At 38.4% G+C, this 17,448-nt stretch carries 15 protein-coding genes and 3 pseudogenes; 1 reads left to right on the forward strand and 17 read right to left on the reverse strand.

The window, feature by feature from the left end:
• Window positions 1-186: 186 nt before the first annotated feature.
• Window positions 187-1,167 (forward strand): IS110-like element IS621 family transposase, encoded by a 981-nt coding sequence (locus QUF14_RS12740; RefSeq protein ID WP_000399629.1) that lies wholly within the window; start codon window positions 187-189, stop codon window positions 1,165-1,167.
• Between the two features lie 206 nt (window positions 1,168-1,373).
• Here QUF14_RS12740 and wzzB read toward each other — a convergent pair whose 3' ends face one another.
• The 17 genes and pseudogenes from wzzB to rfbA form a co-directional block, all read right to left on the reverse strand.
• Window positions 1,374-2,351 carry an LPS O-antigen chain length determinant protein WzzB gene (gene wzzB, locus QUF14_RS12745; RefSeq protein ID WP_024212027.1) on the reverse strand — a complete coding sequence of 326 codons (978 nt, stop codon included), beginning with the start codon at window positions 2,349-2,351 and terminating at the stop codon, window positions 1,374-1,376.
• Between the two features lie 146 nt (window positions 2,352-2,497).
• Complete coding sequence (gene ugd, locus QUF14_RS12750; RefSeq protein ID WP_000704844.1) at window positions 2,498-3,664, reverse strand: UDP-glucose 6-dehydrogenase; 1,167 nt, start codon at window positions 3,662-3,664, stop codon at window positions 2,498-2,500.
• Window positions 3,665-3,910: 246 nt separating this feature from the next.
• Window positions 3,911-5,317 (reverse strand): NADP-dependent phosphogluconate dehydrogenase, encoded by a 1,407-nt coding sequence (gene gnd, locus QUF14_RS12755; protein WP_000043497.1) that lies wholly within the window; start codon window positions 5,315-5,317, stop codon window positions 3,911-3,913.
• 134 nt (window positions 5,318-5,451) lie between these two features.
• Window positions 5,452-6,141, reverse strand: a complete 690-nt coding sequence (locus QUF14_RS12760) for a sulfatase-like hydrolase/transferase (RefSeq protein ID WP_001354752.1) — start codon at window positions 6,139-6,141, stop codon at window positions 5,452-5,454.
• Window positions 6,135-7,031 carry a sulfatase-like hydrolase/transferase gene (locus QUF14_RS12765; RefSeq protein WP_286333523.1) on the reverse strand — a complete coding sequence of 299 codons (897 nt, stop codon included), beginning with the start codon at window positions 7,029-7,031 and terminating at the stop codon, window positions 6,135-6,137. Before QUF14_RS12765 ends, QUF14_RS12760 begins: the two co-directional genes overlap by 7 nt.
• 120 nt (window positions 7,032-7,151) lie before the next feature.
• Window positions 7,152-8,288 (reverse strand): annotated as a pseudogene (locus tag QUF14_RS12770) (ISAs1 family transposase).
• Window positions 8,289-8,659: 371 nt separating this feature from the next.
• On the reverse strand, window positions 8,660-9,736 hold the full coding sequence (locus QUF14_RS12775) for a DUF1972 domain-containing protein (RefSeq protein WP_000392208.1): 1,077 nt from the start codon (window positions 9,734-9,736) through the stop codon (window positions 8,660-8,662).
• Window positions 9,737-9,766: 30 nt separating this feature from the next.
• Window positions 9,767-10,654, reverse strand: a complete 888-nt coding sequence (locus tag QUF14_RS12780) for a glycosyltransferase family 2 protein (RefSeq protein ID WP_000335048.1) — start codon at window positions 10,652-10,654, stop codon at window positions 9,767-9,769.
• Window positions 10,647-11,609: an O2/O50 family O-antigen polymerase gene (gene wzy, locus QUF14_RS12785; RefSeq protein WP_001360772.1), complete on the reverse strand. Its 963-nt coding sequence runs from the start codon at window positions 11,607-11,609 to the stop codon at window positions 10,647-10,649. Before wzy ends, QUF14_RS12780 begins: the two co-directional genes overlap by 8 nt.
• A 67-nt stretch (window positions 11,610-11,676) precedes the next feature.
• Window positions 11,677-12,234 (reverse strand): dTDP-4-dehydrorhamnose 3,5-epimerase, encoded by a 558-nt coding sequence (rfbC, locus tag QUF14_RS12790; protein ID WP_001028394.1) that lies wholly within the window; start codon window positions 12,232-12,234, stop codon window positions 11,677-11,679.
• A 20-nt stretch (window positions 12,235-12,254) separates the two neighbouring features.
• Complete coding sequence (locus tag QUF14_RS12795) at window positions 12,255-13,304, reverse strand: glycosyltransferase family 4 protein (RefSeq protein ID WP_000691393.1); 1,050 nt, start codon at window positions 13,302-13,304, stop codon at window positions 12,255-12,257.
• 15 nt (window positions 13,305-13,319) lie between these two features.
• The gene (gene wzx / locus QUF14_RS12800) at window positions 13,320-14,582 is read right to left on the reverse strand and encodes an O2/O50 family O-antigen flippase (protein WP_000714158.1); all 1,263 of its coding nucleotides are present in this window, start codon (window positions 14,580-14,582) and stop codon (window positions 13,320-13,322) included.
• On the reverse strand, window positions 14,582-15,688 hold the full coding sequence (locus QUF14_RS12805; RefSeq protein ID WP_001033087.1) for a DegT/DnrJ/EryC1/StrS family aminotransferase: 1,107 nt from the start codon (window positions 15,686-15,688) through the stop codon (window positions 14,582-14,584). Before QUF14_RS12805 ends, wzx begins: the two co-directional genes overlap by 1 nt.
• Window positions 15,689-15,701: 13 nt before the next feature.
• Window positions 15,702-15,863 (reverse strand): annotated as a pseudogene (locus tag QUF14_RS29045) (DapH/DapD/GlmU-related protein); the annotation flags it as partial.
• A gap of 60 nt (window positions 15,864-15,923) precedes the next feature.
• Window positions 15,924-16,148 (reverse strand): annotated as a pseudogene (locus QUF14_RS29050) (acyltransferase); the annotation flags it as partial.
• On the reverse strand, window positions 16,135-16,545 hold the full coding sequence (locus tag QUF14_RS12815) for a sugar 3,4-ketoisomerase (protein ID WP_001350333.1): 411 nt from the start codon (window positions 16,543-16,545) through the stop codon (window positions 16,135-16,137). The gene QUF14_RS12815 and the pseudogene QUF14_RS29050, both read right to left, overlap by 14 nt.
• 17 nt (window positions 16,546-16,562) lie before the next feature.
• Window positions 16,563-17,438, reverse strand: a complete 876-nt coding sequence (rfbA, locus tag QUF14_RS12820) for a glucose-1-phosphate thymidylyltransferase RfbA (RefSeq protein WP_000857537.1) — start codon at window positions 17,436-17,438, stop codon at window positions 16,563-16,565.
• Window positions 17,439-17,448 lie beyond the last annotated feature (10 nt).

Here is a 17,448-nt window from a genome sequence, read left to right on the forward strand (position 1 = left end):
ATCCCTCCTGTGCAGAGAAAATCGGCCAGTTTTCTCTGCCTGCAGTCCGCATGCCGTATCGGGCCTTAGGTTTTCAACCTGTTGCGTAGATTTATGCAGCGGACTGCCTTTCTCCCAAAGTGATAAACCGGACAGTATCATGGACCGGTTTTCCCGGTAATCCGTATTTGCAAGGTTGGTTTCACGATGGAACATGAACTTCATTATATCGGTATCGACACCGCTAAAGAGAAACTGGATGTCGATGTGTTGCGTCCTGATGGTCGTCATCGCACCAAAAAATTCGCTAACACCACTAAAGGGCACGATGAGCTGGTGAGCTGGCTGAAGGGTCACAAGATTGACCATGCGCATATCTGCATCGAAGCGACCGGCACCTATATGGAACCTGTCGCAGAGTGCCTTTACGATGCAGGCTACATAGTGTCAGTCATTAATCCTGCGTTGGGTAAAGCTTTCGCTCAGAGTGAAGGACTGCGTAACAAGACTGATACCGTGGATGCGCGCATGCTGGCAGAGTTCTGTCGTCAGAAGCGCCCTGCAGCCTGGGAAGCGCCTCACCCGCTTGAACGCGCGTTGCGTGCCCTGGTAGTACGCCACCAGGCGCTGACAGATATGCACACGCAGGAACTGAACCGCACTGAAACGGCGCGGGAAGTCCAGAGACCGAGCATTGATGCTCACCTTCTGTGGCTTGAAGCAGAGCTGAAGCGTCTTGAGAAGCAGATAAAAGACCTGACAGACGATGATCCGGATATGAAACACCGCAGGAAACTGCTGGAAAGTATCCCGGGTATCGGAGAGAAAACATCTGCGGTATTACTGGCTTATATCGGTCTGAAGGACCGCTTCGCCCATGCCAGACAGTTCGCCGCTTTTGCGGGTCTGACACCACGGCGTTATGAATCAGGCAGTAGTGTGAGAGGGGCAAGCCGGTTGAGTAAAGCCGGACATGTGTCGCTTCGCAGGGCGTTGTATATGCCTGCAATGGTAGCCACCAGTAAGACTGAGTGGGGACGGGCGTTCCGCGACCGTCTGGCGGCTAATGGCAAGAAAGGAAAAGTGATTCTCGGCGCGATGATGCGCAAGCTGGCACAGGTGGCGTATGGAGTGCTGAAGTCAGGCGTACCGTTCGATGCGTCACGGCATAATCCGGTAGCTGCGTAAAAATCGCGGAAGGGATGAAAAAAACAGCGCCTGACGGCGCTGTGTCTGGCATGCCTGCAATCTGGGAAACCAGGGTAGAAAAAAACTTGCAGGCCATAACAGTATCTACTATTCTCTCTGCACACGTAAGCTGGATACATCGCATCCAGCAAAAAAAAACGGGCAAGGTGTCACCACCCTGCCCATTTTCTTTAAAACCGAAAAGATTACTTCGCGTTGTAATTACGTAAAGCGTTACGCCCCAGCACAATCCCCGCGCCAACCATGCCGCCCAGCAGCACCGCCAGAATCAAGGTAATTGCCTTTTTCGGGCTATCGCGACGAATAGGTAACGTCGGTTTCATCACATAACGGTAAGCATGAATATCAAGATCATCAACTTTTAAGCTTTCGATATCCAGCAGGTTTTGACGTGTCTGATAGTAGTTTGGTGAGAACACCAACGGACGGGTCGCCTCGTGCTTAATCATCGACTCCAGCGCTTCGCTACCCAAAAGGAACAACGTATCTTGCGTCACATCTTCAGTCTGCTGAACCTGTGGCTTTGTCACCTGCGCCTGATTCGCATACTGCAACGCTTCCTGAATCTGACGGACACGCAGATCTTTCTGTTCCTGCGCAACCACTTCCTGTGTCTTCAGAGAATCCTGTAAGTTTTTCATACGCAGCGCGATATTGTCTTTCAGGTCTTGTTCCAGTTCTTCATTGACCTGGTCGTCAACTTGCTGGATATACTTCGCCAGCTGCTTCTGAGCACCTTCAGGTGTTTCACCAACATAAGACACCGCTAAAGGTAATGACTGATTTTTAACGGTAGGCTCAATGGTCAGCTTTTCTGCTTCTTCCTGGTTATCCAGCGTTTCCGCTAATGCTGAGAATGCAGTGCTGTAACGTCCGATAAGTGAAGCCTGAATGTCGGAGACTTTCGGTACAGCCGGACCGTAAATCACATTCATCGCGTTGGTATAACCAGCGATTTGCCCCACATCAGGTTGAGTAACGATAGCAGTGGAAGTCCACTTTTCTTTGGCAACGGCCAGATACCCTATCGCCAGGGCAATAGCCACAATGACAGAAATGATGATAGTCATCTTGCCGCGCCACAACTGCACCAGTAAATCAATCAAATCAATCTGTTCCGGGTCATGGTTTTGCCCAGAAACATTATTATTTTCTACTCTCATCATTACCCTAACGGACGAAATAATTTTAAGTCGCCATAGTTTAGCGATAATCGTCATGAATGCTATAGGATAAATGATAAAAATAATGAATTATTACAAAGGGAACATAAGAGAATCAGGGCGAAAATCGCCCTGATAACAGGATGTTAGTCACTGCCAAAGAGATCGCGGGTGTAGACTTTGTCTGCCACATCCTTAAGCTCTTCTGCCATACGGTTGGAAATAATGACATCGGCTTGTTGTTTGAAAGTGGCGAGATCACGTTCCAGCCGAGAGTTGAAGAATGAATCTTCTTTCATCACCGGTTCGTAGATGATCACTTCAACGCCTTTCGCCTTGATACGTTTCATAATCCCCTGAATAGAAGACGCACGGAAGTTATCTGATCCGCTCTTCATAATCAGACGATAAATACCCACCACTTGCGGCTTGCGTGACAAAATGGCATCGGCAATAAAATCTTTACGCGTGCGGTTTGCATCGACAATTGCCGAAATCAGGTTATTCGGCACAGACTGGTAGTTCGCCAGTAACTGCTTGGTATCTTTCGGCAGACAATAACCACCATAGCCAAACGACGGGTTGTTGTAATGGTTGCCAATACGCGGATCGAGACAAACGCCTTCGATAATCTGGCGAGTATTCAGACCTAAACTTTCTGCATAGCTATCCAGTTCATTAAAGTATGCTACGCGCATCGCCAGATAGGTATTAGCGAAAAGTTTAATCGCTTCTGCTTCAGTGGAGTCGGTAAACAGGGTTGGGATATTTTGCTTAATCGCGCCTTCCTGTAACAACGCAGCAAAACGTTCTGCGCGTTCTGAACGCTCACCAATGACAATACGTGAAGGATGGAGATTATCGTAAAGGGCTTTACCTTCACGGAGAAATTCGGGGGAGAAAATAATATTTTCAGTACAATATTTCTTATGCATCGCTGCGGTAAAACCAACGGGAACCGTGGATTTGATGACCATAACCGCATAAGGATTTATCTCTACTACGTCTTTAATTACTGATTCTACACTGGATGTATTGAAATAATTAGTTTTAGGATCATAGTCGGTTGGAGTGGCGATGATGACATAATCAGCATCACGGTAGGCTTCATTTTTATCTAATGTGGCATTAAAGTGTATGTTATCTGATTGCAAAAACTGCTTAATTTCCTTATCAACAATAGGAGATATCCGATCATTCAGCATAGCAACGCGTGACGGTAAAATATCTAATGCCACAACCTCATGATTTTGTGCGATTAGAAGCCCGTTTGACAAGCCTACATAACCGGTACCGGAAATGGTGATTTTCATTTCATGCTCTCAGAATTAACTTAACTGTGAATCATGATGTTTTTAGCATCCTGATAAGAGCTAAAAGTTTTAACGCTACGTTGTCAGATGGTCAACGCAACAAAAAACAATTCAGATTTTCTTTATAAGAATAGCTGATATTTATTAAGTTAATATTAAGCAGTGAAATTTAGTCTATAAGATAATCGGCAAAAAAAAACCGGCGCAATACACGCCGGGCTTCAATTTATTGTTGGTTAAATCAGATTAATCCAGCCATTCGGTATGGAACACACCTTCTTTATCAATGCGCTTATAAGTATGCGCACCGAAATAGTCACGCTGTGCCTGGATCAGGTTCGCAGGCAAAACAGCGGCACGGTAGCTATCATAATAGGCAACCGCAGCAGCGAAGGTCGGAACCGGGATACCATTTTGTACTGCATAAGCAACGACATCACGCAGCGCCTGCTGGTAGTCATCGGCAATTTGCTTGAAGTAAGGAGCCAGCAACAGGTTAGCGATCTGCGGATTTTCGGCATAAGCATCGGTGATTTTCTGCAGGAACTGCGCACGAATGATGCAGCCAGCACGGAAAATCTTCGCGATTTCGCCGTAGTTCAGATCCCAGTTGTACTCTTCAGACGCAGCACGCAGCTGAGAGAAGCCCTGAGCGTAAGAAACGATTTTGCCAAGATACAGCGCACGGCGAACTTTTTCGATGAACTCAGCCTTGTCGCCTGCTGGCTGTCCTTGCGGGCCAGAGAGAACTTTAGATGCGGCAACACGCTGATCTTTCAGAGAAGAGATATAACGTGCAAACACAGACTCGGTAATCAGCGACAGCGGTTCGCCGAGATCTAGCGCACTCTGGCTGGTCCATTTGCCTGTACCTTTGTTTGCTGCTTCATCCAAAATCACATCAACCAGGTAGTTACCGTCTTCATCTTTTTTGGTGAAGATATCTTTGGTGATGTCGATCAGGTAGCTGCTTAGTTCACCGTTATTCCACTCGGTAAAGGTCTGAGCCAGTTCTTCGTTGGTGAGGCTCAGGCCACCTTTAAGCAGTGAATAGGCTTCAGCAATCAGCTGCATATCGCCGTATTCAATACCGTTATGAACCATCTTCACATAGTGGCCAGCACCATCGGCACCAATATAGGTAACGCATGGCTCGCCGTCTTCAGCAACGGCGGCGATTTTGGTCAGGATCGGTGCAACCAGTTCATAGGCTTCTTTCTGGCCACCAGGCATAATGGAAGGACCTTTCAGCGCACCTTCTTCACCACCGGAGACACCGGTACCGATAAAGTTAAAGCCTTCGGCAGAAAGCTCACGGTTACGACGAATGGTGTCCTGGAAGAAGGTATTACCACCATCAATGATGATGTCACCTTTATCGAGGTATGGCTTGAGGGAATCAATAGCAGCATCCGTGCCTGCACCTGCTTTCACCATTAACAGGATGCGACGAGGCGTTTCCAGAGATTCAACAAACTCTTTCACCGTATAGTAAGGAACCAGTTTTTTGCCTGGATTTTCGGCAATCACTTCTTCCGTCTTCTCACGGGAACGGTTGAAAATAGAGACGGTATAACCACGGCTTTCGATGTTGAGCGCAAGGTTGCGCCCCATCACTGCCATACCGACTACGCCAATCTGTTGCTTTGACATTGTTTACTCCTGTCAGGGGTGATCACCGCGGGGTTGCGGCTTATTGAAGATAAAGAATAGCTTAATTTATATCTTCTTTTACAGTCATATATTTCCTAATTAGGAAATTGCTTGTAACTTGTACATTTTTATATTTAGCCACTAATGTTATAAAAACGTTCGGCTAATTTTATTAATTCATTACCACTATTATTTTGAATTAGTTCAACATGATTTTCTTTGCCTGTATTGAAATAATCACTACCAATAGCAGAAAGATGTGAGAATGGTGATGTGCACGTCTTATCAAAAAGAGAACACCCCAAAAAATAATTCATTGAATACTGAATCCCTAACATGTGCAATATTGTTGGCGCGAAACTTAAAGAATTTTCACCTCCTGCATCTAAAACTTCAGGCGTAATATTTTTCCCAATGATCAGAAATGGTATTTTGTCCACAAAATAACGAGAATCGCTGTTAAATGATTTCTTATATTCTGTCGAAGGAAATGTAGAATGATCCGATGTAATTATCAACAACGTATTGCCATAAAATGAACTGCGCCGAAAAAAATCAACAAACTTCCCCAACTGAAAATCATAGTTATAAAATTTATTGTAGAGAGGATTGCTACCATCAAAATATTTTTCATTTGGACTATCTTGACCATGATGAGTACCAGATGGGTACACACCAATAAAAAAGCGTTCGTTTTTATTTTCTTGAGAACGTAAAAAATATTGCAGTGCATTAAATGTTTGCTTATCAGTCATTCTGTCGCGTTGATAACCAATAAAATCTCCCATACCAAGAACTTTATCAAAATTAAGCGTTTTCAACATAGTGTTGAGTGGGCTACTTTTTCTGTAGACGCTATAAAATAACTTTTATAGCCATACTCTTTCAATATATTCGGCAAAGATGTTTGACGATGAAGATAAATATTATTAATTTCTACGTTAGATAATTGTGCAATACCAGTACCAGCATCAGTTAACCCATCACGAAATTGATAGCCAGAAGTTAACTGGCCTCTTAAACCTCGAAAGGTTACTGCTGTATGGTTATAATAATTTTTAAAACTTAGTGCTTCAGTAGATAACTTATCTAAATTAGGCGTAATTGGAAAATGCGCCATTTTTGAATTACCAATAATCTCCGATGAAAATCCCTCAGCAAAGATTACAATAACATTACGCCCTTTGAAGTTGTTGTTATTCTGTAGAGGGTTAATAAAAACACTTGTTTTTAAAAAAGATTTCCCGGCATCACCGATCTTCTCACTAGGCTTAAAGGTTTGCTGTAAATAGTACAATTTTGCTGTTTCATAAAAAGCATATACCGGTCCCGTGCTTATGAAAGAACACACAAGCAATAATACTATACAGAAAAAATTAAATTTATAATATTTAATACGGCCGACTAGAGCACCAGAAGGCATCGTAACGAATGAAACTATAACAAATAAAATAAAAATAGAAAAAACCTTGATTACCTCGCCAATGCCTAGCGATTCAACTTCTGCAGCATTCGACAAGGCAAGAGGCATCAAATATTGTCCTGAACTAAATAGCGATGCTGCCTGTACACCTAAAATTGAGAGATAAATCCCCCACAAGATATTGCTTATAAACTTTCTTTTTATCAGAAAGATTGCCATACTTGCAAGTGTGTATTCGATAGTAAATAACAAAACACTATCCGCCCTTCCTGAGTAAAGTAAAATACTCAAGAAAATAAAAAAAGGTAGTATTATTCTAATTATATTCTTAAAGTTCATGTCGAATTAAACCATATTATTTAATAATTTTAATGCTATTCATTCAATATTCTGTCACTGAGCGAGGAAGGACTAGTAAAGCCCGCTCCCCGCAAGGACTGACGCGAGATAGTTTCTGTCCATGGCTGCTTTTCGCATCTTACGTCTTAATCCTGTCTTGAATACCTTATCATTCGTCAAAATATTAATAGCAATGTGCCGTATCCCAGAAAATAATTCTGCTGCATTTCCTCTTCTTATTTTACAATCGTCTTCATTCATTACCACGTCCAGACGCCAGTGCAGCTTATTCTCCACGTGCCAGTGATTTCAAATCGCTGTCGCAAACTTCTCAGCGGTTAAATCAGCAGAACTGATATAATATCTGACCATCATTTCGGGCTCTTTCTTTTGCTCTGCTATTATTGAGCGAAAGGAGACTGCCACGCATAATTTTTTCAGTCCTTTCCATTCAAACGTGAAATCAATAAGTTCATCAGGGTCATCGCAAACAATATGAAGACGGATATCTTCTCTGCCGTGACTCTTTTCACTAATTGCATAACTGTCATGCTCTGGATTATTTAATTCTTTCAGTGGGAATTTTTCTTCAAAGGCTTTATTAAGCCGACGCTGATTTCCTTTTACAGCGAATAAATAATCACCTCCCTGTTTTTGTATCTTCTCTGCAATATCTTTCTGGCAACCCATCGCATCAGTTGTGATAATTTTCCCTTTAATATCCAACATGTTAAGAAGTTCAGGGATGGCTGTAATCTCATTGGATTTCTCATCCGTCTTGATCTGTCCGATGACCAGACTGTGCATTGTTGAGAACGCACTAATGACATGAATCGCTCCCTTACGGCGACTCTTGTCATAAGAATGCCGGAGTGTTTTTCCATCAATTGCGATGACGTCTTTATCATCTGAAGTATGGCAATCTCGCATCCAGTTAATAAAGCACTCGTGAAATTTTGCAGGACTGATACAGGATACAACTCTGGCAATGGTATCGTGAACAGGAATACCATTTTCAAAATCACCATATTGCTTCAAAAAATCGAGATGTGTTTCTCCAAAATCCTCTATATCTTCCCAGCCTTCTGCACCAGAAATGACGGCACAAATAGTCAACAGTAGAATATCCGATAATTTATGTTCCACTTTCCAGGCTTGTCTGTAATCGGGGATAATAGAAATATGTTCCATCAATTTTTTAAGTTCCATTTTGTTCTCCTTAATTATGTAAGGAGTATTTGATCATGTATAAGCAATAAAAAACAGCTTCAGGTAATGAGGAATATCTCATATTTTTAAACATAAAATGCGAATTATTTAGTACAAAAAGTGTACTTCTGATGATCTTTCCCTGGGCTTGTCTATAACCGGGATAATATAAATATATCCCATCATTTATTTAAGTTATTTTTCACATCTTAAATAGCATAATGAAATTTTACATTATTAATTAAATAGTTTTATTTGATCAAGAGTATTTTAATCATTAAATATATAATGCGCATCATTTAACAAAAAAATCAGCGTTACATTTTTACTCTGATAGCTATATAAGGTCAATTATATTATTGTTAATGCGTTTAATAAATAGATTCATACATAGCAGCTATATGCCTCCAGTTATACATATCTTCAGCATATTTTTTTAAATCTAATACTTGACATTTAAGATTTCCAAAAGACAAACTGTCTGCTAATGAGGTCAGTTGTTCAGAATCATTAAAGTAATGAGCTAAATTATTAGTTGTGTAACGATTAAAGTCACAATCGAAAGCAAAAATAGGAATATTAAAATGCATCGCTTCAACTAAAGAAGGGTTTGTTCCACCAGCCGAGTGTCCATGAATGTATGCAAGGCAATTTTTTCTTAGTTTATAAAGTTCTTCGATATTATAGTTAGGTTCTAGTAGTGTGATATTTGGATAGTTTGAATAATATTTTTTTAGCTGGCGCCCATACTCGCTATTATCCCAATTACCCATAAATTTAATTTTTTTATCTGTATTAATGAAGGCATTCAAAATCATTTCTATATTATTCTCAGGCTCTATCCTACAAAGCCCCAAATAATAACCATCTTTTTTTTGATCATCGTCTATCGGTGTACTAAGATTAGTAGCATGATCTCCCCCATAAGCTATAACTACACTTTTTTTATTGTACTTATTTTCCACATAATCAGCTATTGCTTGATTATCTGAAATGATAATATCAGCTATTCTAATAGATATCGCCTCAGATATTTTGAGAAATTTCTTAGCAAACGTTCCCCATTTATTTCTACGCCATTCAAGCCCATCGATGTTGACAATGATCTTTGATTTTGAAAATAGTTTATAAATTGGTAGAAATAAACAACCAGATACCCCCAATATTAAAACAACATCTGGCCTTTTGAATAAACAAATAATTAAACACATAATGTCATAAATTATGCTAGAGACGCCATTGGCATTTATCGGCAAATAGATTAATTCTGCATTTTTATAATTTTTTAATTTTTTATTATATTTTTTTGAAGAGCAAAATATCTGATATTGTATACCATCAGATTGATAATCAATTAGATTCTGAACAAGTGATTCAAACCCACCATAACAAGCAGGAACACCCACTGTGCCAACTACAGCGACCGTCTTCATATTATTTTCTTCCATTTAAACACCTTGAGCCTAACTATTTTTGTATTAAAAATTATTGAACATACCATCACGTACAGCTTTAAAACAAACCTTCAGTGAATTTAATTTTTCTTTCGAATATAAAATTTCAAATACAATATTCTTTGTCGCATGAAAAAAAGCATGATAACGATACTTGAAGCTATAATTTGAATGCAGCATTAAGTATATTGCATTACGTATTTTATAAAAATTTCTGAAAGAATTATGTATTGTAACAGATCGACCAGCAAAAATTTTCTGCCCATACCCAAGTTCATGAGAAATGATGACTGATGGTGTCTGAACAATAATCATACTATTAGCTAATGCACGCCAACACCATTCTGTATCAACCCAGTCTATAAAGAGTTTTTCACAAAATGGTCCGACGACGCGCCATGCCTCGCGAGACATTAACATCCCAGAAGCAATAACATGCGAGGGATAAAGATCATCGTCTACTTCACTACATATAACTTTTGTACTCGTAAAAATATTTAGGCTGACTGACGGATGCATATAATTTGAACGATGGTCTTTAAAAAAAGGAGAAGCACAAGCAACATTTTTACCTTTTTTATTATTTTTCGTAAATGTACTCTTAAGTTTTTCAATAACATCGCTAGGAAAGCAAGTATCCTGATCTGAGAAAAATAAATAGTCAAACTCTTTTGCTTCCAGACCCTTCTTAACACCATGGTTCTGAGCAAATGCAATGCCTTTGTTTTCCGAAAGCAAAATAATTTCAAGGTTATTAATAATGATATTTTTTATCAAATGACTATTATTTGAGCCATTATCTACAAGAATTATTCTCTCAACTTGTGGGGCTAAAGAGTTAATACATTCCGTCAAACGAATAATTTCCGGGTTGTAAGTAACAATTATAGCCAACACCTTAGCCTTACACATTAATCACTCCAAAAACCATATGATAATAGTATGTTAGATACAATAAAATTAACACTTTGCAAAAAACAAAATAATAATTCTTTTTTTGCTTAATAAACACCCCAATGGTTAACATAAGGAAAAAATACATTTCCAAAATACGGAAAGCCATAACAGGTAGAGAGAAAAGGCTAAAAGTCACGTATTGCATGACACCATAACAAAAGAAAAGTCTTAAATTTCTCCTTTCATTTCCAATGCTTGATATGTAACTAATAACAAACCAGAAAATAGCGGTAAGGGATAATGAATTTATTAAATTTACACCAGCTTCGTTTCCTATTTTTTGTCCCACTCCAAAATTTCTTATAAAAGAAATGATCTCTTTTCCTTCTCCTGAGATCGCAATCAAAACAAGAATACTGAAACAAAAATAACCAAGGTGTCTTATTTTTTTTGAATAGACAAAAGGATATAAAAGCAAAAAAGGCAAAGCAGACCAATGAGTTGCAATTGCACATAATAGCGAGAAATAAAAATAAGTCGGTTTATTTATAAATAAATAGTATACGGAAAACATTAAAATGGAAATACATAGACCATTTCTGAATTGAGTATAATCTAAAACCCAAAGTGCAACGCTTGCATAATAAACAAAGAATAAGGTCAAGCCTGAAAAATTACGCGAATAGTTAGCAAGAAACCTTGCCTTTATAAAAAAAGAACATGTTAAAATTATAAAAATGATAGTTTCATAGCTGGTCGTTATTAACATCAATCCGCGATAAAATAATTCAAGAACCCCCTCCCCTTCTTCACCAGAAAAGATCTGTATATAATTATCATAGTCTCTACTTCGCCCCAAAAACTGGGTATTTGCGATAATGAAGCCTACAATAAGTGTAAATATAAAAAATAAGTAGATAAAACTTATTAAGCTTTTATCGTGTTTATATTTCGGACTATTTTCTGTCATTATACAAACATACTCAAAAAATATAAGCAACCACCTATCCTTCAGACGGATAAGGTGGCACACTTTATTAGAACAGTTCACTGTCCAATAATTCTGAAAATAATTTTGCTTCTTGATCTTTTTGCGATAATGACAGAGCACTACTGCAGAAAGGCCAATCGATGTTTAAAATAGGATCATTGTAAATAATTGCTTGCTGATGACCAGGAGCATAGTAGTTCGTTGTTTTATAAATGAACTCAGCTTCATCACTGGTCACCAAGAAACCATGAGCAAATCCTTCAGGTATCCATAATTGTCGTTTATTTTCTGCGGAAAGGGTTATTCCAAACCATTTTTTGAACGTTGGTGAATTTTTTCTAAGATCAACAGCAACATCAAATACCTGACCTACAACACATCGAACTAATTTAGCCTGTGCATACGGTGCTAATTGATAATGTAACCCACGTAGTACGCCTTTACTAGATTTTGAATGATTATCCTGAACAAAATTTACGTGCCTTCCTATTGTCTTCTCAAATTCAATCTGATTATAACTCTCCATAAAAAAGCCGCGTTCATCACTAAACACTTTTGGTTCAAGAACGATCAGATCTGGAATATCAGTTTTAACAATATTCATATTTTCCCCATCAACGTATACTATTTATTTGCATCTAACAATAAACTATTGAAAGTTTCACCAACAATTTTCCAGTCATATTTATTCAACACAGAAATATTAGATTGGATTTCTTTGCTTTTTTCTTCTAGGTCAAGATTGAGACAAAGATTAATTGCTTTACCAAGTTTGCAAGCATCAAACTTGACTAATTTAAGTACACTGTTAGTTTCAGTAAGTGGCGCATAATTTGAAATAACAAGACAACCACAAGCCATTGATTCAGCACAAGGATAATGGAAAGCGCCATCTTCAATTAACCCAGCTGCAATCATGATGTCATTGCTTCGATAAAAAGATGCCAATTCTAAATCAGAAGTAATCGGAAAAAAATTAACCTGAAACCCGGCAGCAATTAAACGCTCCTTATCAACTTCTTCAAGATAGATCGCAATATTAATTATAATTCCAACTTTATTTTCCAGTGAACACAATACTGAAATAATTTCGCTAGTTCCTTTGTGCTTCTCTTTTCTACCAATAATCCCTATTGATGTGTGACCATTTAATAACCTATTTGATGGTTTCGGATAGAAAACGTTTAAATCTACTCCTGCAGGAACTACTCCTATAAAATCATCATGTTTATGAGGAAGCAAATTAGGACTATTTAGTATTTTTTTAAGCGGTAAATAATATGTTAAACCCGCTATTAATTTCCATATTATATTATCAAAAAAATTAACTTCATACGCCTGAATATAATAATATTTCTTACGACGGGTGATTGGTAATAATGCGACAAGATAGGCAGTCAAATGAAAACTAGCAACTACAGCATCAGGATTTAATTCTATGCATTTACGCCACAGATTATAGTAATTTTTAATGATTCTCAATATTTTTACACGGTTTTGACTAGATTTACTCGTGACGATTTTTGCTGTGGTAGCATAATATGGATTAGTTCTATTATCTGGAACAACAAAACTTACATCATGTCCATAATTCATCAATTCAGTTGCCAGCTTAGAAAGAACTCTTTCACCACCAGCCCTGCCAAATCCTAAGACAGGTATAATTATTTTCAATTTCAACCTCTGTTTTTAATTAATTCTTCTGACATTAATAAAATTAGTAAACACAAATGCAAACACAAAATATAAACTATATGTAATGACATAACTTATGTTAGCACCATGTACTCCATAATTTACAACAAAAATATAGGTGGTAACGATAAAGAGCATAGAAAAAATCACTTCTGAACTGATGAATAGTTTAGTATGCCCCTGACTTTGAAGAGGGTATGCATAAAGAAAACCAGCAATTTTTATTACATCCCCTACGAGTTGTAACAAAAATAATTCACGAGCTGAGCGAAACTGTTCAGTAAATAAAACTGTTATTACCAAATCGCGGAATAAATAGATACTCAACGCCATGAATGAAGTAATAGATACTATGTATAATATAGTACTATTTACCTCTTTTTTTATAAGGAAACTTGTTTTTATAATTGTCAATCTTGGTAAGAAATATGTTGACAAAGCAATTGTCACAACACCAAGATAGACCTCAGATATCTTCCATACGGCCTGCCATTGCCCTGCATCCTCCCAACCAGTTTTAGCAATCAATATTTTTCTAATACACATCAATGCTGTAGGCATGGAGATAACAGAAACCAAAGCCATCAGAGTATAATGAATAATTTTTATAATTTTGTCTTTATCCGTTTTACCCCACCAATATTTAAATCTAAACCAAGATTTATTGAGACAAAATAAAACTAATACAAGACCAGCAATAGCACTATTTATAGCCGTGGCAATCAATGCACCTTTAAGATTATAAGCTACAATCAACAAAATCATAAACATAGTAGAAATGAATACAGAAAACATCCCAACCAATATATATTGCTTATAGAATTGTTGACCATTTAAAACTGAAGCGATCAATGTATTTAAAATGGAGAATGGCAATATACAACATGCGAAAATGATTAACCATGTGTATTGTCCATCGCTAAAAAGTAACTCGCTAATATTTTTCGACAATAAAATAACAACGGGAATAATAAGCAAGAATAAAAACAGAGTAACCCTTAAGCATGCGCGCCACCATGGCGCGCATGCTTCCTGTCCTTCTTGCCAATTTTCCGCAGTATATCGAACAAGACCAGTGCTTACAGGTGCAGAAGTAGTACCTGCAACTATTGTGATTAAACTTTGCACTTGGCCAAGCATTGCTACCCCTGATGGCCCTGTATAAATTGCTACTACCTTACCGATGATAAAACCCGCAATCATTTTAATGAATGTATAGATAGCGGATAATATAGTTACCTGAAGAAATTTTTTCATTACTTGTAATCATTGACCACTTTGATTACATAATTGACATCATCTTCACTCATTACCGGACTTATAGGTAAAGAAATGACTTCATCATGAATTTGCTCAGTAATTGGAAGGCTAAGACTAGACATATTTTGATATGCTTGCTGCTTATGGGGTGGTAATGGATAGTGAATTAAGGTTTGGATACCCTTCTCTGATAAGTATGACTGGAATTTTTCACGATTAGCGATTCTTACTACAAATAAATGCCAAACGTGCGCACCTTGGCCTTCGTACACTGGTAACGTAATCGCAGGGTTTTTTATTTCACGAATATATTTTTCAGCAATCCTTTGCCGAATCGCAGTATCTTCCGGTAATGTATGGATTTTTACACGCAATAAGGCTGCTTGCAGTTCATCCAATCGACTATTCAATCCCTGATAAATATTTTCATATTTCTTATGTGACCCATAATTTCGCAAAGCTTTTATAGTTGAGGATAATTCTGCATTATTTGTAGTAACAGCTCCCGCATCCCCCAAAGCTCCAAGGTTTTTTCCTGGATAAAAACTAAATCCTGCAGCATCCCCCCAAGCTCCAGCTTTGCGACCATCACGTATTGCACCATGTGCTTGTGCACAATCTTCAAGAATCAACAGATTATATTTTCTTGCGATTGCACTAATTTCTGGCATATTGCACAATAGACCATATAAGTGAACCGGTAATATTGCTTTAGTTTTTTCCGTAATGTAATTTTCAATTAAAGCAGGATTAATATTATAAGTTTCTATATCTGGTTCAACAAGAACAGGAACAAGTTTGTTCTCTGTTATAGCAAGAATAGAAGCAATATATGTATTTGCCGGTACTAATACCTCGTCACCGTCTTCTAGATAGCCGAGTTCTTTCCATGCCCTCAATACTAGTATCAACGCATCAAGGCCATTTGCTACACCAATGCAATACTTAACTCCACAGTATTCTGCGAACTCTTTCTCGAACTGCTCAAGTTCTTCGCCCATGATATACCAACCAGAATCTAGCACCCTACTAAACGCAGAGACTAATTCTTTGTGCTGTCGCTGGTTAATTGCAAAAAGATCTAAAAAATCAATTTTATTCATTATCCTCTACCCATTTAATAAATCGAGCTGGATTACCTACTACTATTGCGCATGGCGGTACATTTTTGGTTACGACACTCCCCGCACCAACGATTGCTTTTTCACCAATTTCAATTCCTGGCAGGATGGTTGCATTAGCACCTATTGATGCTCCTTTGCGTATTATTGTGTGCAAAAATTCATCAGGATAGACTTTAGAGCGAGGATACTTATCATTTGTAAATGCTACACAAGGACCAATAAAAACATTATCCTCTATTTTAACGCCATCCCAAATATACACACCGCTTTTGACTGTGACATTGTTACCAATTACAACGTTATTTTCAATCAAGGTATTTGCACAGATGTTGCAATTATTACCAATTACAGCACCTTTTAGTATTACAACAAACTGCCAGATAGTTGTTCCATCACCAATTGATGTTGTCTGGACGTCACTTAGCTTATGAATTCTCAATTGAATTTACTCTTCTAATAAAATCATCATAATTGCGTATATAATCAGACTCTTTATAGAAATCATCCGCAATTACAAGCAGCACACAATCATCACTAAAATCATACATTTCATGCCATATATAGGGTTCTATCAGCAACGCAATTGTTGGATCATTAAGTTCCACCTGCTTTGTTTCTTTACCATTATCCAGATGAAATTTACAAGCTCCCTTGACTACAATAGCTAACTGACGAGTAACCTTGTGCGCATGAAATCCGCGTCTTACTCCCTTAAGAGTCTCGAGTATGTAATATATTCTTTTGACTTCGAAAGGTATATTTCGTTGCTCTTCAAGAGCAATTAATGCACCACGCTCATCCCCATGTTTTTGCAAAGAGATTAATTTAATATCCATCATTGAGTTCCCACATACTATTCGCTGATCATTTTCAGCAAATATTGACCATATTGATTCTTGATAAGCGGTTCGGCTAATACTTTTACCTGCTCAGCATCAATAAACCCTTTACGATAAGCAATCTCTTCCGGGCAAGATACTTTTAATCCCTGACGCTCTTCAATGGTGGCAATGAAGTTACTTGCTTCAATAAGGCTTTGATGCGTCCCTGTATCCAGCCATGCATAACCACGCCCCATCATAGCGACAGACAAACGCCCCTGTTCCATATAGATACGATTAATATCGGTAATTTCCAGTTCACCTCGGGCAGATGGCTTAAGATTTTTTGCCATTTCTACAACGTCGTTATCATAGAAATAAAGCCCAGTTACCGCATAATTACTTTTTGGCTGTAGCGGTTTTTCTTCCAGGCTAATTGCCGTACCGTTTTTGTCAAACTCAACGACACCATAGCGTTCAGGATCATTAACGTGATAGGCAAATACCGTTGCACCACTTTCTTTGTTAACAGCGGCATCCATTAACTTCGGCAGATCGTGACCGTAGAAGATATTATCACCGAGAACCAGAGCACAATCATCACTACCGATAAACTCTTTACCGATGATAAATGCCTGCGCAAGACCATCTGGGCTCGGTTGCACTTTGTACTGAAGATTAAGGCCCCACTGACTCCCGTCACCCAGCAGTTGTTGAAAACGAGGAGTATCCTGTGGCGTACTTATAATTAGAATATCGCGAATACCCGCCAACATCAGTGTAGAGAGCGGGTAATAGATCATCGGTTTATCATAAATAGGTAACAGCTGTTTACTGACTGCCATAGTCACAGGATAAAGACGAGTACCAGAACCACCTGCTAAAATAATACCTTTACGCGTTTTCATTTCATCATTC

Origin of the sequence: Escherichia sp. HH091_1A, assembly GCF_030295175.1 — a bacterium.
In the GTDB taxonomy this organism is placed as follows: Bacteria; Pseudomonadota; Gammaproteobacteria; order Enterobacterales; family Enterobacteriaceae; genus Escherichia; species Escherichia coli_F.